Source organism: Micromonospora sp. NPDC051543 (assembly GCF_044454415.1).
Lineage (GTDB): Bacteria > Actinomycetota > Actinomycetes > Mycobacteriales > Micromonosporaceae > Micromonospora.
Genome location: NZ_JBITDT010000001.1, coordinates 217,747 through 235,434, shown reverse-complemented (window position 1 = coordinate 235,434; position 17,688 = coordinate 217,747). Strand labels below are relative to the sequence as shown.

Here is a 17,688-nt window from a genome sequence, read left to right as displayed (position 1 = left end):
GCGATCGCGGTGGCCACCGGGTCCTGACACTCACTCGCTGCGGGCCGTCTCCGGGCCGGTGACGCGTTCCAACAGCGGCATGGTCGAGGCGATGACGCCCAGGCAGGCAGCCAGGCCGACGACGACGATCAGAGCGAAGCGCGGCGGCGGCGCGACGAGCGTGTAGCCCATCTGCGCCCGCAGGAAGAGGTGCGCGGCGAGCAGACCCATCCCGATGGCGACGGCGGTGACCGCGAGCATCGGTACGGCGCTCTCCAGAGCGACGACCCGGCGCAGCACCCGTACCGGAGCGCCGCTGAGGCGCAGCAGGCTGAACGGTCGCCGCCGTTCGGTCAGGCCGCCGATCACGCTGACCGCGAGGCTGCACCCGCCGAGGGCCAGGCTGGCGATGATGACGACGTTCGCCAACTGTTCCCAGCCGCGCAGCGTGTCGGCGAAGTCCGACTCGAAGTCGCCGGGCACGTTCGGCCCCACCCAGAAGGTCGGGTAGGCGATCTCGAGCAGCGTGCGGGTGCGTTCGATGGCGGCGGTTGAGCCGTCCGTGCCGACCACGACCGCCACCACCGGCAGTCGCCGCAGCTCGTCGAGGGTGAGCGGCGCCGCCGTCCAGACCGTCGCGGGCGATGCCGATTCCTCCCAGCGGCTCAGGCCCAACGGCACCTCGATGACGCTCGCGCCCTCGGCGCACCGGCCGTACGCGTCCGGGAGGTCGGCACACGCGATCACCCCGCCCTCGCCGCCGGTGTTGATGTCCGGGGCTTCTCGGATCGCGGTCGCGGACGACACGCCGCTGATCGCCCGCAGTTCGGCGAGGAGCGCGTCCGGCGCCGCCGTCGTCTTCTCGTCGAAGACGGTGGTGACCGTGCCCGCGTCGGTCGAGCCGAGCGGGGCCGGGCCACGCTCGTCGACGATCGTGGTGATCACACCGACGGCGACGCTGGTGACGAAGAGCGCGAGCATGATGCCGCTGATCGCCCGGAAGCCCGCCTTCGGGTTGTCGGCGAGGCGACGGGCGGCGATGAGCGTGGCCGGGCGGTTGGCGTACCGGGCCATGACCCGGGCGCCGACCATCGTCAACCAGGGGCCGGCGAACACCAGGCCGGCCATGATGAGCAGCAGGCCGGGCAGGAACACCGCCGCCTGGCCGTCGGACGTCGCGGGCCGGAAGCTGATGGCGAAGACCAGCACGGCGACGCCGAGCACCATGGGGATCAGCCGGTACGCGCGCGGTGGCCGAGGGGTGACCCGCCGGGTGACGCCCAGCGGCGAGATCCGTACCCGGCGCAGCGAGATCTGGGCCGCCAGCGCCGCGCCGGCCGGGACGCCGAGCGCCACCAGCAAAATGTCCCCCCCCGTGAGGGACATGTCGCCGGGAAAGAACGGCATGCCGGTGAACGGAATGCCCGCGAGCGGGTCGCGGAAGGCGTAGAACAGGCCGAACCCGACGGCGGTGCCGACGACGGCGGCGAGGCCCGCCTCCACCGCGGCGACCAGCGAGATCTGCCGGGGTGTCGCGCCGACCAGGCGCATCGCGGCGAAGCGCTGCTCCCGGCGGGCGGCGCTGAGTCGGGTGGCGGTGCCGATGAAGATCAGCACCGGGAACAGCAACCCGCCGGCGACCACACCCAGGATGAGGTCCACCGTGGTCTCGGGAAGGGCGGGCGTGTCACCGAGGTCGTCGACCTGCCGTGCGTTGGGCAGCTTGCCGACACTGTCCGGTGTGCCGCCCACGATGGCGAGCAGGGTGTCCGGTGAGGTCAGCCCGGACGGTCCGACGGTGCCGAGGTCACGCCCCGGGTACCGGTCCGCGAGTTGATCGGCCGGCTGTGCCGCGAACAGGTCCCGTAGCGCCGGCGAGACGTAGAACTCTCCGGGGCCGGGAGTGGTCGGGACGCCGGCCGGGACGGGCGCGGTCGATCCGGTGGCGGCGACGTCGATCCGGATGATCTGCTCGCCGTGGAAGTAGTCGTCCCGGGTCGACCACCACAGCTTGTCGGCGGCACCGGTCGTGGAGGCATGGGGATAGATCGACGCGTACCGGGTGAGCTGGGCGTCGACGGCGTTGACTCCGGCGAGGGTGGTCAGCAGCAGCCCACTGCCGATCGCGACGGCCGCGGCGATGACGAGCAGGCGGGTGAGTGCCTCCCGGCCACCGGCCACGGCGAGGCGGAGACCGAAGCGGATCATGAGGCGATCCGTTCCGGCGCGTTCACGCGCCCGTCGCGGACCATGACCTCGCGGTCGGCGTACGCGGCGATCCGCGCCTCGTGGGTCACCAGGACGACTGTGGTGCCCTGCTCGCGGGCGGCGCTGACCAGCAGGTCCATCACCTGTTCGCCGGTGAGCGAGTCGAGCGCGCCGGTCGGCTCGTCGGCGAAGAGCACCTGCGGCTCGGCGACCAGGCCGCGGGCCAGGGCGACGCGTTGCGCCTGCCCGCCGGAGAGCTCGCCGGAGCGGCGCTGCTCCAGGCCGTCCAGGCCGAGGCGCGCGAACCAGGCGCTCGCCTTCGGCAGCGCCTGCCTGCGGTGTACGCCGCCGAGCAGCAACGGCAGCGCGACGTTCTCCACGGCGGTCAGCTCGGGGACGAGTTGACCGAACTGGAACACGAAGCCGAACCGGTCCCGGCGCAGACTGCTGCGCCGGCTCTCGTCCATGGCGTCGACGCGTGCCCCGTCGAAGAGGATTTCGCCGGAGTCGGGCACCAGGATGCCGGCCAGGCAGTGCAGCAGGGTGGACTTGCCCGAGCCGCTGGGCCCCATGATCGCGACGATCTCGCCGGTGTCGACGCTGATGGTCGCACCCCGCAGGGCGGGCGTCTGTCCGAAGGCGAACGTCACGTCGCGGGCTTCGATGACGACGCTCATGGCCGCACCTCCTTGCGCAGGGCGTCCAGTCGGGCGCCGGTCATTTCGATCCACCTGAGGTCGGCCTCCAGGTGGTAGAGGCCGTGGTCGGCCAGGAGCGCGTCGACCAGGTTGCCGGCGCGCTTGATCTCGGTCAGTTCGCGCATCCGGTGCAGGTGCGCCCTGCGCTGGGTGTCGAGGTAGTCGGCGGCCGGCCGGTCCAGCATCAGCGCGAGGACGACCTTGGCGAAGAGCACCGTCTGCAGGTGTGGCTCCGGGTCGACGGGCTGGGTCAACCACTGCTCGACCTCGGTCGCACCAACGTCGGTGATGATGTAGCGCTTGCGGTCGGGCCCCGCGCCGGGTGCGACGTCGCTGATCACGACCTTTCCGTCCCGGGCCAGCCGGCTGAGGGTCGAGTAGACCTGGCCGAACGGCAGTGGCTTACCCCGGCCGAAGAAGGCGTCGTAGTCGCGCTTCAGGTCGTAGCCGTGGCTGGGCTCTCGTTCGAGGAGACCGAGCAGGGTCAGTGGCACGCTCATGCCCAGGAGACTACACCGAGGGTATACCTCGCGTATATACCCTGAGGGTGTTCGGTATCGCCCCTGGCCAAAGGCGTGCTGGTGGGACGGGTCAGCCCGTGAGGGAGTGGGTCAGGGCGTAGCCGGCGCTGGCCGCGGCGAGCCCGGCGGCGACGCTGCCCGCCGCGTTGACCAGCGCGAGCAGCCGGCGGCCGCCCCTGGCCAGCCGCAGCGTCTCGTAGCTGAACGTCGAGTAGGTGGTGAGCGCCCCACAGAATCCGGTGCCGAGGAGTGCGCTGACCGCCGGACCCGCCGGTAGGCCCACGAGAGCGCCGAGCAGCAGCGAGCCGACCACGTTGACGGTCAACGTGCCCCAGGGGAACGCCGAGGTGTGCCGGGACTGCACGGCCCGGTCGGTGAGGTAGCGCAGGGGAGCGCCGACGGCCGCGCCCAGGGCGATGAGCAGGACGGTCATCGGGCCGCCGCGCCGCTCAGCAGTCGGGCGGTGGCGGCGTCGCCCAGCGCGACCGCGACGAGCGCCCCGAGCAGCGTCGCGGCCAGATAGGTCAGCGCGGTGCCCGCGGCGCCCGCGACCAGCGCCTGCTGGATGTCGACCGCGTAGGTGGAGAACGTGGTGAAGCCACCGAGAATCCCGACCCCGAGGAACGGGCGCGCGAGGGGGTGCCCGCCGCCGAGGTGCCCGAGCACCGCCATCAGCACACCGATCAGCAGACAGCCGGACGTGTTGATGGCGAACGTCGCCCACGGGAAGCCGGTCGACGCGTGCGGAGCGAGGTGTTGCAGGCCGGCCCGGCCCAGCGCGCCGAGCACGCCGCCCGCCGCGATGGCGGCGAGGATCGTCGCGGGGTGCGCGGTCAGCTCACCCCGATCGGCGGGCACCCGGAGGTCGACGTCGGGGTCGGTGCGCGGGTCCAGCGGCTCTGCCACGGGTTCTCAGCGTACTGCCGCCGCCGGCGGTGTCCGCGTACGGCTCACGGACGGCGGCGGTCGCGCGCGCCGGCCTCAGCGTACGGCCGCGACGGCCGCGTCCGCGCCGCCTCGCCAGAGGGTGCCGACCTGGTCGAAGCCGGCCGCCGTGAGGGCGCTCAGGTGCCAGGAGGCCGGCGGGGTCCACTCGGGGCTGTGCCCAGTTGGATAGATCGTCTGCCGCTGGGCGACCAGCGGGGCGAGCGCCGGGTCGGCGCCGGCCCAGGCCCACCAGTCCGACCAGGACAGCATCGAGCCGGCGGCGTAGCGGGCTTCGCGTCGGTCGCGTGCCCGATCCAGGAGTCGCTTGGTCAGCTCCGGCAGCGCGTCGTCGGGCATGTGATCGGCGTTGATGAGGACGCCGCCCGGGCGCAGCACGTCGCGCAGTTCGGCGTAGAGCTGCCCGAGCCGGTCGGCCGACAGCCAGTGCAGGGCGGTGGCGGTGAGGACGGCGTCGTAGTCGCGATGGGGGAGCGCGGCGTGCCAGTCGGGGGCGCCGAGGTCGGCGGTGATGATGGCGGCGCGACCGCCGAGCGAGGCGCGGGCGATGGCGAGCAGCGCCGGATCGAGGTCCACCAGGGTCACCTCGGCGTCGGGAAAGCGGGCCAGCGTGCGCAGCGAGATGGTGCCGGTGCCACCCGCCAGGTCGAGCACGCGCGGCGCTCGACCGTCGACGACCGCGTCGACGGTGTCGAGCATGGCGGTGAACCGGTGTTCCCGGTCCGGCAGGTACGCCTCCTGCTGGCGGTCCCAGCTCTCCTGCCATGCCCACGGATCGGTGATGTAAGGACTCATGAGAAAAAGGCTAGTTACGGCACCGGAGCGTTGTCCAGACCTTGTTGCACATCTTTTGCAACTGCGAGAAGATGGCAGGGCGATGATCGAGGTGGCGCCGGGTCAGGCAACCGCCTGGCCCGGCGTCGTCGTCTCGGCGATCAGGCCGCCGCGCTCGTCAGCTCCTCGTCGGCCGTTCGCGCCGGCTTGTCGCGCCGGGCCAGCCGCAGCGCCCCGACGAGGACCAGCAGCCCGGCCAGGGTGAGCGCGGCGCCGGCCCAGATCGGCGAGGTGTAGCCGAACCCGGCGGCGATGGTCACCCCGCCGATCCAGGCGCCCAGCGCGTTGCCGAGGTTGAACGCGGCGATGTTCGCGCCGGACGCCAGGGTCGGTGCCTGGCGGGCGTAGTGCATGATCCGCATCTGCAACGGCGGGACGGTGGCGAAGCCGAACCCACCCATCAGCACCAGCGCGACGATGGTCAGGGCCGGGCTCGTCGCGGTCAGCGCGAAGCCGACGAGTACCACGGTGAGCGCCGCCAGGACGGTGACCAGCGTGCGCGACAGTGACCGGTCGGCCGCCCGGCCGCCGAGCAGGTTGCCGGCGAAGAGGCCCACCCCGAAGAGGACGAGCAGCCACGGCACCGTGCCGCTGGCGAAGCCGCTGACCTCGGTGAGGGTATAGGCGATGTAGGTGAACGCGCCGAACATCCCACCGAAGCCGAGGACGGTGATCACCAGCGACAGCCAGACCTGGGTGTGGGTGAAGGCTCCCAGCTCGCCGCGCAGCCCGGTGGCGGGGCGGTCGGCGTCGGCGGTGTCGCGGGCCGGGATGAGCACGGCCAACCCGATCAGGGCGACCACGCCGATGGCGGTGATCGCCCAGAACGTGGAACGCCAGCCGAAGTGCTGCCCGAGGAAGGTGCCGAACGGTACGCCGAGCACGTTCGCGATGGTCAGTCCGGCGAACATCATGGCAATGGCGCCCGCGCGACGGGCCGGCGCGACCAGGCCGGCGGCCACCACGGCGCCGATGCCGAAGAACGCGCCGTGGCAGAGCGCGGCGACGACGCGACCGGCCATCATCACCGGATAGTTGCCGGCGACGGCGGAGAGGAGGTTGCCGACGATGAAGAGCACCATCAGGCCGAGCAGTACGGGCTTACGGGGCAGTCGGGTCACCGCCGCGGTGAGAGCGACTCCGCCGACGGCCACGCTGAGCGCGTAGCCGGAGATCAGCCAGCCGGCGACCGGCTCGGTGACCGCGAAGTCGGCGGCCACCTCGGGCAGCAACCCCATGATCACGAACTCGGTGAGGCCGATACCGAAGGCGCCGATGGCCAGCGCGATCAGGCCGGGCGGCAGGGACTGTTGGCGTGCGGACATGGTCTTCCCATCGGGGAGGGGTCAGATGTGCAGCGTGTGCAACTACACGCGTTAACAATGAGATACTTGCACGCGCTTTATATAAGCGCAAGCGTGGTAGCCTGGGCTCCGGTTAGATCACACCCAGGAGGCCGACATGGGCATCGCCGACGACGCGGTCGAGATCCGCGCCCAGGGCTGGCGCACCCTCGCCGCCCTGCACGGGCTCATCGAGGCGTCCCTGGAACGGGCGCTGCAGGCCGGCCACGAGCTGTCCGTCGTCGAGTACACGGTGCTCGACGCGCTGTCGCGTCAGGACGGCTGGCACATGCGGATGAGCCAACTCGCCCGCGCCGCCGCGCTCTCCGGAAGCGCCACGACCCGTCTCGTCACCCGTCTGGAGCAGCGCGGACTGCTGACCCGCATCCTGTGCGCCGACGACCGGCGCGGCATCTACACCGAGCTGACCCCGGCCGGGTCCGAGCTGCTCGCCCGCGCCCGGCCCACCCACGACCGGGTACTCACCGACGCGCTCGCCGAGGCGCACGCCACCCCCGAGTTGGCGCCACTTGTCGACGCCCTGCACCGGCTGCCGGCCGTCCGCTGACCGTCGGGTCAGCCTGACGACGACGGGCGTACGGTACCCGGGATCGCCGCACCAAGGGAGGCACGCGATGCAGGACCGCACCCCGGCACTCGAGGAACTGGAGCCGATCGAGCGCGCCGACGTCGACGAGCTGCGCGCCCTGCAACGCGAGCGACTGCGCTGGTCGCTGCGGCACGCGTACGACAACGTGCCGCACTACCGCCGGGCCTTCGACGCCGTCGGCGCGCACCCCGACGACTGCCGGGACCTCGCCGACCTGGCCCGTTTCCCGTTCACCGGCAAGGCGGAGCTGCGCGACAACTACCCGTTCGGCATGTTCGCCGTACCCCGGGAGCAGGTAGCCCGACTGCACGCGTCCTCCGGCACCACCGGCCGGCCCACCGTGGTCGGCTACACCCGCGACGACCTGCGCACCTGGGCCCGGTTGATGGCCCGGTCCATCCGCGCCTCCGGCGGACGACCCGGCGACCGGGTGCACGTCGCGTACGGCTACGGACTCTTCACCGGCGGCCTGGGCGCCCACTACGGCGCCGAGGAGTTGGGGTGCACGGTCATCCCCGTCTCCGGTGGCATGACCGAGCGGCAGGTCATGCTGATCCGCGACTTCGAGCCCGAGATCATCATGGTGACGCCCAGCTACATGCTCGCCATCGTCGACGAGATGCGACGTCAGGGCGTCGACCCGCGCGGCACCTCGCTGCGGGTCGGCATCTTCGGCGCGGAGCCGTGGACCGAGGACATGCGCCGTGAGATGGAGCAGCGCCTGGACATCCACGCGCTGGACATCTACGGCCTCTCCGAGGTGATGGGCCCCGGCGTGGCCACCGAGTGCGTCGAGACCAAGGACGGGTTGCACCTCTGGGAGGACCACTTCTACCCGGAGATCATCGACCCGGTCACCGGCGCGGTGCTCCCCGACGGCGAGCAGGGCGAACTGGTGCTCACCTCACTGACCAAACAGGCGATGCCGGTCGTGCGCTACCGCACCCGCGACCTCACCCGGCTGTTGCCCGGCACCGCGCGCCCCATGCGCCGGATCGAGAAGATCACCGGCCGGACGGACGACATGATGATCGTGCGGGGAGTGAACGTCTTCCCCACCCAGATCGAGGAGCTGATCCTGCGGACGCCCCAGCTCTCGCCGCACTTCCAGTGCGTCCTGGACCGGCAGGGCCGGCTGGACACCCTCACCGTACGGGTCGAGCGGCGCGCCGACGTGGCCGTCGACGCCGCCGAGCGGGCGGGCGTCGCGTTGGTGGAGCTGGTGAAGAACACGATCGGGGTGAGCGTGACCGTGGACGTGCTCGCCCCGGACGCGGTGGAGCGGTCGATGGGCAAGATGCGCCGTATCGTCGACCAGCGACGGGCCGGCTGACCCCGCCCGGTCAGCGGGACAACGGGTCCGCCGGTGTCGACATAGGATCGACGCCATGCGTGTGCTGGTGGTCTCCGCTCCGCTGGTCGGGCACGCCTTCCCGCTGGTGCCGCTGGCGGTCGCGTTGCGCGACGCCGGTCACGACGTGCTGCTGGCCACCGGCGGCGGCGCCCTGGCCGCCGCCGACGCCGGTCTGGCCGTCCACGACATCGCGCCGGGCTTCGACTTCGGCCGGATCGCGCTGCGGGTCCTCCTGCGCCACCCGCTGATCGCCCGAGCCGAGATGGCCGGCAACGCGGGCACCCGGGGCGCGGGCCTGATCTTCGGTGCCCTCAACGACCAGCTCACCGATCCGGTCGTCACGCTGGCGACGCGGTGGCGACCCGACCTGGTGCTCCACGAGCCGTTCGCGGTCGCCGGGGCGGTGGCCGCCGCACTGCTTGGCGTGCCCGCCGTACGCCAGGAGAACAGCCTCTTCGACGGCCGGGAGCTGGTCGCCGCCACCGTGGCCCAGCTCGGCGCCGCGCTGCGCCGGCACGGCCTGTCCGAGCTGCCCGCCCCGGCCGCCGCCCTCGCCGTGGCGCCAGAAAGCGTCGCGACCCAGGACGGCTGGCCGATGCGCCACACCTCCTACGTGGGCGGCGGTGAGCTGCCGGACTGGCTGCGCGAGCCGGCCGAGCGGCCCCGGATCCTGGTTACCCGCAGCACCCTGACCGGCCCCGGCGACCGGGGCCCGATGCCCGCCGTGGTCGCGGCCGCGCCCGACGTGGACGCCGAGATCGTGCTGGTCCGACCCGATCGACGTACGGCGGCCCGTCCGTTGCCCGACAACGTCCGGGTCGTCGACTGGATCCCGCTCGACGAAGCGTTGCCGGCGAGCGCGGCGCTGGTCCACCACGGGGGCGCGGGCAGCGCGCTCGGCGCCCTCGCCGCCGGACTGCCGCAACTGGCCACCGTCGGCCCGGGAGACCGGCGGCACAACGCGGAGCTGGTGGCCCGCCGGGGCGCGGGTCTCGCGTCCCGCCCGGCCGACATCACCGCACGCACGCTGACCCGGCTCCTCACCGACGAGACCCTGCGGACCGCCGCCGTGCAGGTCAGCCAGGAGATCGCCGCGATGCCACCGCCGTCGGCCCTGATCGCCCGGCTGACGGCGCTGGTCTGAGCCCACCCCCGCGTGTCCCCGCCGGTCGTCGGCCCGCCGGCGGCAGGATGACCGGATGCGCCACGTCGTGCTTTACCACTCCGTGTACGGGCTGCGGCCCGCCGTCCGCGCCGCCGCCGACCGGTTGCGCGCCGCCGGGCACCAGGTCACGACGCCCGACCTGTACGGCGTTCCCGCCGCCGACACCGTCGAGGACGGCTTCGCGCTGCTCGACAAGATCGGCCACGAGCTGGTGCTCGACCGAGCCCGCGCGGCGCTGCGCGACCTGCCGCCGCAGACGGTCCTCGCCGGCTTCTCGATGGGCGCGGGGGTGGCCGGGGCGCTGCTCGCCGAACGCCCCGACGCCGCCGGTCTGCTCCTGCTGCACGGCACCGGCGGTGCGCCGGACGTGGTGCGGCCCGGGTTGCCGGTGCAGTTGCACGTCGCCGACCCGGACCCGTACGACGCGCCGGACGAGATCGACGAGTGGCAACGGGCGATGGCCGACGCCGGTGCCGACCTGACGGTGTTCCGCTACCCCGGCGTGGGCCACCTGTTCACCGACCCGGCCCTGAGCGAGTACGCCCCGGACGCCGCCACGGCGGCCTGGCCCCGGGTGCTGGCCTTTCTGGCCGACGCCTGACCACGCGTCTACGCGCGCGGTCAGGCGTCGCCCCTGCCGCCTTGCCACCCCGGCTCGGCGACGTCCGTCGCCGGCGCCCCCAATTCGCCGGTGACGGTCGACGTGCGTCGACCGCGCCACCCCCTCGTCGGCGCGATCTATCCCACGAGCCGGGTGTTCAGCTCGCGTTCGCGCCGATGCGCGGGGGCGTGGCCGTGCCGTGGACGCGCTTGGCGTACGTGCGGTAGAGCCGGGGTCCGACGATCGGCATGAGCAGCCGCGCCGGCAGCGGGGCGTGCGTGAGCACCGCCTTGATCACCGCGGCGTCGCCCTCGTACATCGCCATTCCGAAGATCAGCGGCAGGTCCTTCTTCGGGGTGTCGTTGAGCCCGTGCTCACCGAGCTTGGCCCATTCGGCCGCGGTGACGTACCGCTGCGCCATCGGCAGGATCTCGGCCTCCTCCAGGGCCATGTGCTCGGCCGCCACGGTCCGGAGCTGCTCCACGGCGTCGGCGACCGCCGCGCCGTTCTGTCCGGTCGAACGCCAGGCGGGGAGCAGTGCGACGACCGCCTCGTAGGCCTGCTCGATGGCGTGGTGCTGGGCCTGCATCGCGGGGACGACGGCGGCCGCCTCCGCGCCACCGCGCTCGGCGAGCAGCGGCCACAGGAAGAGGTCCTCACCCTCGTGGTGCAGGTGCAACTGCTGGCACAGGAGCGCGGCGTGGGCGCCGACGACCTCCGCACGCCTCGCGTCGCCCGGCGGTACACCGCGGACGAGTTGCGGGAGCAGGCCGAGCTCGCGGCGGAACATGATGTGCACCATGTACATGTCGCGGACGTCGGCCATCGCTTCCTGGTTGGTCTGGTTCACGGTTCCCTTTCCAAGGATTCGGTGGGTCGAACAAGACGATCATTCGCGCCGCCACTTGGAACCCACTTGGAATCGGGAGGGAGTCAGTCGGCCAGCGCCGCCGTCGCCTGGGCCAGCCAGTGCGGTGACTCCCACCGCCGCGCCAGGGCCGCCGCCAGCCGGAAGTGTTCCGCGGCCTCCTCGGTACGACCCGCCAGGCGGAACAGCTCCCCGAGCGTCAGCGCGACCGGCCGTACCACGGCCGCCGTGGTGGAGAGCCCGGCCAGTTGATCACGGAACGGGAGCAGCGCGTCGATCACCGGCTGCGCCAGGTCCCGCCGACCCAGGGCCACGATCACCATCGCCCGTACGCTCAGCAGCGACGACTGGAAGTAGTCGGGGCGGTAGGTGTGCCGGCCGATCGGCATGGCCCGTGCCTCGTCCACCCGGCCGCTCTCGATCAGCGCCAACGCCAGCAGGTCGTCCACGATCGGCCCCAACGACGGCCGCATCCGGCGGGTCGCCTCCACGTGCTCGCCGAAACGGCCCTGGCTCATCAGCAGGGTCGCCACGGCGAGGTAGTGGAAGGCCTCGGCGTGCAGCGACCCCTGCCGCCGCATCTGCTCGGCGACCTCGTCGTAGTGCCGTCGCGCGGTCCCGAAGTCACCGGCGACGTGCGCGAGCACGGCCAGGGAGCACAGGTACAGCACCTGGGCCTCCTTGAGCTGGTACGTCTCGGCCAGCCGCCCCTGCCGCGTGACGCTGGCCCGGAGCTGCTCCGGGTCGTTGAGCGCGGCGGCGCAGTGACCGACCACCTGCTCGGCGACCCAGCGCCAGGTCACCAGGCCGTGCTCGTCGGCGAGGTCCCGCAGCTTCCCGGCCAGGTCCAGGCGCTGCGAGGCCTCCAACTCGTAGTTCATGGTGCGGGCGCGGGCGGCCAGCGCGAGGGCGCGCAGCTCGGGATCGTCCAGCCGCCGGGAGACCGCCACGGCCTCCCGGCCGGCCGCCACGCCGCGCGGGTCCGCTTCACCGTCCAGCTCGGTGGCGAGCGCGTCGAGCAGCCGGCACCGGGTGACCGGGTCCAGGTGGTCGGCGCGCAACAGCCGCGTGAGCAGCTCGACGGCCGTGTGGTCCACGGCGCCGTACGCGTGGCGCAGCCAGGGGCTCGGCACGGTCCACGCGGTGAAGGCCGCGATGAGCAGCTCGTCGCGGCCGGCCGCGATGGCGATGTCGACGGCCCGCGTCCGCGTCTGCTGGGCGGCGGCCACCGCGCCGGCCCGGGCCTGGGCGCGCAGCAACCGGCCCAGCAGGTCGACCCGGAGCGCGTCCCGGTCCCCGGGCACCGACGCGGCCGCGTCGACGGCGTTGCCGAGCAGTTCGATGGCGGCGTCGTACGCGTACCGACGCTCGGCCAGCTCGGCGGCGCGGACGGCGTACTCGACGGCGAGGGGCGCGGTGTCGGTCGACGCGGCGCGCGAGTAGTGGTACGCCAGGGCCGGGTAGTCGTCCGGGTCGAGCCGCCGGGTGACGGCGGCGATACGGGCGTGCAGACGGGTGCGCCGTAACTGCGGCAGGTCGCGGTAGATGGTGTCGCAGACCAGACCGTGGACGAAGCGGACCCGTCCCGGCGCCGGCTCGGTGAGCAGACCGGCGCTCAACCCGGCCTCCAGCCCGCCCAGGACGGTGCCCTCGTCGGCGCCGGAGGCGTCCACGAGTGTCCGTACGTCCGCCTCCCGGCCCACGGTCGCGGTGAGGCGCAGCACCGACACCGCCGCCGACGGCAGGTGGGCGAGTCGCCGGCGCAGCACGTCGCGTACGCCCTCGGGCACATCGGAGGTGGCGACGAGGGTGCCCTCGGCGGCGAGCAACCGGGCCGACTCGCGGACGTAGAAGGGATTGCCGCCGGTGCGTTCGGCCAACGCGGCAACGGTGTCCGGATCGACGGTGGTCCTGGCCAGCGCGCCGAGCAGCCGTTCGACCTCGGGTGTCGCCAGGCCGCCCAGCGCGATCCGCTGCGGCGACCGGCGGGCCAGGACGGCCATGGTGTCGGCGAGCCGTTCGGCGTTGTCGGCGGGCCGTAACGCCGCGACGAACAGCACCGCGCCCGCCGTCGTCTCGGCCACGCTGGTCAACAACAGCAGCGTCTCGGCGTCCGCGGCGTGCAGATCGTCGAGCACGACGGCGACCGGTCGGCCGGCGGCCGCCGCGTCCAACCAGGCGGCCACGGCGCGGTGCAGCCGGAACCGGCCGGCGGTGACGTCCCCACCGACCTCCCCGTCGCCGTCGTCGAGCAGCGGTGCGAGCGCCGGGGCGAGAGCACCGGGCGGCGCCTGGAGCGCGAGGTGCCGGAGCGCCTCGACCCACGCCCAGGCCGGCGGGGCGCCCTCGACCTCGGGGCAGCGACCGAGCGCGACCAGCCAGCCGGTGGCGCTCAGGTCCTCGACGAACCGGCTGAGCAGACGCGTCTTGCCGGCGCCCGCCTCCCCGCTGACCAGCGCGACACGCGGGCCACGTGCCCGCGCCTCGGCGGCTGCCTGTCCGAGAGCCGCCAGCTCGGCCTCCCGGCCGACGAACATCTCCTCCGGCCGCTCGGCCCCGCCGGCCGTCGTCGCGGCGGCCGGCGGGAGCAGGTCCAGGCGTTGGCCCAGGATCGCGGCCTCGACCTCGACCAGCGCCGGGCCGGGGTCCAGGCCGAGCTGGTCCACCAGGGTCGCCCTGGCCCGCCGCAGCGCGGCGAGCGCGTCCCCCTGCCGGCCGGTACGCCACAACGCCAGAGCCAGCAGCCGCCACGCCTCCTCCCGCAGTGGCGCCTGGCGGGTCAGCAGCTCCGCCTCCGGCACCGCCTCGGCGGGGCCGCCGCCGCGCATGGTCACGTCGACCAGCAGCTCCCGGGCGACCAGTCGCAGCTCCTCCAGCCGCAGCACCTCCGGCTGCGCCCACGGCTCACCGACGAATTCGGCGTACGCCGGGCCGCGCCACAGGTCGAGCCCGGCGCGGAGCAGCCGACGGGCCCGCTCCGGGTCGGTCGGGCTGACCGCGCGGGCCTCGGCCAGCAGCGACTCGAACCGGCCGGCGTCGACGGCGTCGGCCGGCACCCGCAGGGCGTACCCGGGTGGCACGGTGACCAGGACCCGCGCCGGCGCCCGGCGCTCGCGGGTCGGCTCCACCACGCGGCGCAGGTGCGAGACGTACGCCTGGAGCGAGACGATCGCCCGTGGTGGGGCGCCACCCCGCCACAGCAACTCGATCATCCGGCCGACGGAGACGACCTCGCCGCGGGCCGCCAGCAGCAGCGCGAGCACGGCGCGTTGACGGGGGCCGCCGAGGTCGGTCGGTCCGCCCGTGTCGACCTCGACCTCGAGCGGTCCCAGCACCCGTAGCAGCATGACTGCGCCAATCCTAGTCAACGGCGTCGGGCGATCCGCCGTACCCACCGAACCCTCGGCCTTTCGCTACGGGGCGGCACCGTCACGATCCAGGGGGTACGGCTGTGGTGACCACCGCCTACGACGAGCACGAGCGGCGACGTTGGGCCGGGCGGGCGGCGGCCTTCGACGGCAGTTTCGCACTGCTGTGCGCGCATCCCGCCGACGCGCTGCTGGACGCCGCGACCGTGGGCGTCGGCACCCGACTGCTCGACGTGGGCACCGGCTCGGGGACTGTCGCCGGGTTGGCGTGCGCACGCGGCGCCAGCGTGGTGGCGGTCGACGCGGAACCCAGCATGGTGGACCTGGCGCGCCGTCGGCTCCCGTACGCCGAGCAGGTGCGCCTCGCGGCCCTGCCGCGCCTTCCGTTCGACGCCGGGCGGTTCGACGCGGCGGTGGCGAACTTCGTCATCAACCATGTGGGCGACCCGGCCGCAGCGGTCACCGAGCTGCGGCGGGTCGTGCGCTCGGCGGGCCGGATCGCCGTGACGACGTGGCCGCACCCACCGCCGCGGGCGCAGCGACTGTGGGGCGAGGTGTTCGCCGCCGCCGGGGTGGGGCCGGCCGCGCCCGCGCCGACTGTGGACCCGGACCGGAACTTTCCCCGTACCGTCGAAGGGCTGACCGGTCTGCTCGACGCGGCCGGCCTCGTCGACGTGCGCGGCGAGACGATCACCTGGGTGCACCGCACCGACCCCGAGGCCTGGTGGAGCGGGCCGGCGAACGGCATCAGCGGTCCGGGGCTGTTGATGGAGGCCCAGCCGCCGGCCGTGATTGCCCGCATCCGGGCCGCCTACGACGACCTGACCGCCGCCTACCGGGAGGCGGACGGTCTGCTCGCCCTGCCCACCGCCGCGCTGTTGGCGTCTGCCTCCGTGCCGTAGCACGGCAGCCGCCATCGCCGCCCGTGGCTGGATCGCCGCCGTCAGGCCGAGGCGGCCAGGTCGCGCAGCGGGGGCGTCACCGGTAATCGGAATCCGGCCTGGGCGCGGCTGGGGCGCAGCGGCGTCCGGGCGCGGCCGACGGGGGTAGGCGTCCCCGAAGCTACGGTCAGCGACGCGACACCCGCCTGCCACGGGGTACCACGGCGGCTCGTCCCGGCCGCCGGCACGTCCGCCGTGACCGCGCGCAGTCGGCGGCGGACCGGCGCGCGGTCGTCCGGGCGCGTCGGCGCGGCGGGCGTGCCGGCCTCCGGGGCGGTGCGAAGCGGTCGGAGAGTCGGCGGGCGGTCGGCCGTCGGCCCCGGCGGGTTGGCGCCGCGCCGCCGCTGACCGGCGGACGGCAGCGCCGCGAGTTCGCCGACGGTGTCGGATGCCCGATTCTCGGCGGCCCGCCGGGTGAGCATGGCGCGCCGGGCGTGGGGAAGACGCTCGGCGGCGACCTGACGCAGCGCCGGCGCGACGAACGCGTACCCCCGGACGTGGTCGACGCGCAGCAGTCCGGCGGAGACGAGGGCGCCCAGCAGGGGAGCGGACCGTCCCGGCCGCCAACCGAGTGCCCGGTCGACGGCCGGGCCGGAGAGCATGCCCGTGAGGGTGCCGGCGGCCATCAGCACCGCCCTGCCCTCACCGCCGAGCCGGTCCAGCTCGGCGCCGGTGCTGCGACGTACCCCCTCGGGCAGCGTCGTCGGGTCCGCGCCCGCCGCGATCGAGGTGACGTATGCGACGGCGTGCCCGGGACGGCCGCCGATCAGCGGCAGCAGCCGGTCGACCAGGGCCACCGGCTGCCCGGCGCGGGTCAGCAGGTGGCGCAGGAGGCGGCCGGACTGGACGGCGGCCAACGGTCGGATCGGCACCCGCCGGGCGGGGCCCGGTCGGGTGTCGGTCCACTGCGGCTGGTGCACGGTGAGCACGGCCAGCGGCACGCCGCACGCCGTGGCCGCGGTGAACAGGTCGTGCAGGAAGCGACTCACGGCCGGCGCGGCACGGTCCACATCGTCCACGGCCACGACGAGCGGCCGGTGAGCGGCCAGCCGCAGCAGGGCGTCGCGGCAGATCGCCGCGGCGGCGAACGCCTCGGCCGAGGCGTCCGGGGTGGTCAGCAGCCGGTGCAGCGCCGGCACCGCCGCCGCGACGCGGTCGGGCGGGTACAGCGGCGTCAGGGTGTCGGTCAGGCGTTCGCGGACCGCCGCCGGGCCGTCGCCGGGACGGGTGCCGGCCAGGACGCGGACCAGCTCGGCAACCGGCGCGAGGACCTGATCGGGGTACGGCGGGCAGCGCACCACGCACCAGCGCACCGGCAGCCCGTCCACCGTGTGCAGCGTCCGGCTCAGCTCGTGCAGCAACCGGCTGCGGCCGCTGCCGCTCGGACCGACGAGGGAGATCCAGCGCGGTTCGCGCGTGCGCAGTGCCTCGCTCACCTGCTCGCCGATGCCGACCAGTTCCCGGCGACGCCCGATGAGCGGGCCGTCGTGCCGGTCGACGCCGGGACGGGCGGGACCGCTGGCGTGCCACACGGGCATCGGCGCCAACCGGCCGGCCACCGGCATCGGCGCGAGTTGACGCTGGGCGATGAGACCGGCGGTGGCCCGCGCGGTGACCGCGCACAACGCGACACCGCCGGGTGCCGCGTACCCCTGTAGGCGGGCCGCGGTGGTGATCACCGCGCCGCTGGCCACGCCGTGACCACCGCTGACCGCGTCGCCCAGGTCGACCACCACCTCGCCGGTCGCGATGCCGACACGCACCCGCAGGGCGATGTCGCCGAGGATGGGACGGCGGTCCAGCGCGGCCTGGATCTCCAGCCCGGCCCGCACCGCCCGGTACGCGTCGAAGCCGTCGGAGTGCCGTGCCCCGAACAGCGCCATCACCGCGTCGCCGACGTACTTCTCCACCACGCCGTGCCAGCGGTTCAGCACACCGGCGACCCGTTCGAAGTAGGCCCGTTGCAGGGCACGGACGTCCTCGGGGTCGAGCTGGTCGACAAGCGCGGTGGAGCCGACGATGTCGACGAAGAGGACGCTGACCGTCCGTCGTTCCTCGGGCACCGGCCAGTGTGGGCGGTCGGTCCGCTGTGTGTCGGCGACGATGGTGATCATGGGTGGCGCACCCGACCTTCCCCGGTGATGGGCTGACGACCCTCGGAGATTGGCATCCCTGGGCCGACAGGGGATCGGCAGAACGACGTATGTCGGCCACCCGCAACCTTTAGTCGCAATGTCGACGCGAGGAGTACCA

The 17,688-nt window shown here is 73.8% G+C and carries 15 protein-coding genes; 5 read left to right on the top strand and 10 right to left on the bottom strand.

Going from position 1 to position 17,688, the window contains the following annotated elements; genetic code table 11:
* Window positions 1-30: 30 nt before the first annotated feature.
* From ACIA3K_RS01195 to ACIA3K_RS01165, 7 genes are all read right to left on the bottom strand, one after another.
* The gene (locus ACIA3K_RS01195) at window positions 31-2,187 is read right to left on the bottom strand and encodes an FtsX-like permease family protein (RefSeq protein ID WP_396798268.1); all 2,157 of its coding nucleotides are present in this window, start codon (window positions 2,185-2,187) and stop codon (window positions 31-33) included.
* A complete protein-coding gene (locus ACIA3K_RS01190) occupies window positions 2,184-2,864 on the bottom strand; it encodes an ABC transporter ATP-binding protein (protein ID WP_396798267.1) in 681 nt (226 codons plus the stop codon). The genes ACIA3K_RS01195 and ACIA3K_RS01190 overlap by 4 nt, the downstream gene beginning before the upstream one ends.
* A complete protein-coding gene (locus tag ACIA3K_RS01185; protein ID WP_357118364.1) occupies window positions 2,861-3,385 on the bottom strand; it encodes a PadR family transcriptional regulator in 525 nt (174 codons plus the stop codon). Before ACIA3K_RS01185 ends, ACIA3K_RS01190 begins: the two co-directional genes overlap by 4 nt.
* A gap of 91 nt (window positions 3,386-3,476) precedes the next feature.
* Window positions 3,477-3,839 (bottom strand): fluoride efflux transporter CrcB, encoded by a 363-nt coding sequence (crcB, locus tag ACIA3K_RS01180; RefSeq protein ID WP_396798265.1) that lies wholly within the window; start codon window positions 3,837-3,839, stop codon window positions 3,477-3,479.
* Window positions 3,836-4,312, bottom strand: a complete 477-nt coding sequence (locus ACIA3K_RS01175; protein WP_396798264.1) for a fluoride efflux transporter FluC — start codon at window positions 4,310-4,312, stop codon at window positions 3,836-3,838. The genes crcB and ACIA3K_RS01175 overlap by 4 nt, the downstream gene beginning before the upstream one ends.
* Window positions 4,313-4,387: 75 nt before the next feature.
* The gene (locus tag ACIA3K_RS01170; protein WP_396798262.1) at window positions 4,388-5,146 is read right to left on the bottom strand and encodes a class I SAM-dependent methyltransferase; all 759 of its coding nucleotides are present in this window, start codon (window positions 5,144-5,146) and stop codon (window positions 4,388-4,390) included.
* 140 nt (window positions 5,147-5,286) lie between these two features.
* A complete protein-coding gene (locus tag ACIA3K_RS01165) occupies window positions 5,287-6,510 on the bottom strand; it encodes an MFS transporter (protein ID WP_396798260.1) in 1,224 nt (407 codons plus the stop codon).
* A gap of 136 nt (window positions 6,511-6,646) precedes the next feature.
* Here ACIA3K_RS01165 and ACIA3K_RS01160 point away from each other — a divergent pair, with 136 nt between their 5' ends.
* From ACIA3K_RS01160 to ACIA3K_RS01145, 4 genes are all read left to right on the top strand, one after another.
* The gene (locus tag ACIA3K_RS01160) at window positions 6,647-7,096 is read left to right on the top strand and encodes a MarR family transcriptional regulator (RefSeq protein WP_357118380.1); all 450 of its coding nucleotides are present in this window, start codon (window positions 6,647-6,649) and stop codon (window positions 7,094-7,096) included.
* A gap of 67 nt (window positions 7,097-7,163) precedes the next feature.
* Window positions 7,164-8,471, top strand: coding sequence for a phenylacetate--CoA ligase PaaK (paaK, locus tag ACIA3K_RS01155; protein WP_396798258.1), 1,308 nt, complete (start codon window positions 7,164-7,166; stop codon window positions 8,469-8,471).
* A 55-nt stretch (window positions 8,472-8,526) separates the two neighbouring features.
* Entirely contained in the window at window positions 8,527-9,636 is a 1,110-nt protein-coding gene (locus ACIA3K_RS01150; protein WP_396798256.1) for a nucleotide disphospho-sugar-binding domain-containing protein, read from the top strand.
* Between the two features lie 55 nt (window positions 9,637-9,691).
* Entirely contained in the window at window positions 9,692-10,258 is a 567-nt protein-coding gene (locus ACIA3K_RS01145) for a dienelactone hydrolase family protein (RefSeq protein WP_396798255.1), read from the top strand.
* Window positions 10,259-10,415: 157 nt separating this feature from the next.
* Here ACIA3K_RS01145 and ACIA3K_RS01140 read toward each other — a convergent pair whose 3' ends face one another.
* Window positions 10,416-11,108 carry a hemerythrin domain-containing protein gene (locus ACIA3K_RS01140; RefSeq protein ID WP_396798254.1) on the bottom strand — a complete coding sequence of 231 codons (693 nt, stop codon included), beginning with the start codon at window positions 11,106-11,108 and terminating at the stop codon, window positions 10,416-10,418.
* 83 nt (window positions 11,109-11,191) lie between these two features.
* A complete protein-coding gene (locus ACIA3K_RS01135) occupies window positions 11,192-14,461 on the bottom strand; it encodes a BTAD domain-containing putative transcriptional regulator (RefSeq protein WP_396798253.1) in 3,270 nt (1,089 codons plus the stop codon).
* A gap of 116 nt (window positions 14,462-14,577) precedes the next feature.
* Between ACIA3K_RS01135 and ACIA3K_RS01130 the strand changes: the two genes are divergently transcribed.
* Window positions 14,578-15,396: a class I SAM-dependent methyltransferase gene (locus tag ACIA3K_RS01130; protein ID WP_396798252.1), complete on the top strand. Its 819-nt coding sequence runs from the start codon at window positions 14,578-14,580 to the stop codon at window positions 15,394-15,396.
* A 41-nt stretch (window positions 15,397-15,437) separates the two neighbouring features.
* On the opposite strand, the gene ACIA3K_RS01125 is transcribed toward ACIA3K_RS01130, so the two are convergent.
* Window positions 15,438-17,549 carry an AAA family ATPase gene (locus tag ACIA3K_RS01125; protein ID WP_396798251.1) on the bottom strand — a complete coding sequence of 704 codons (2,112 nt, stop codon included), beginning with the start codon at window positions 17,547-17,549 and terminating at the stop codon, window positions 15,438-15,440.
* Between the last annotated feature and the right edge of the window lie 139 nt (window positions 17,550-17,688).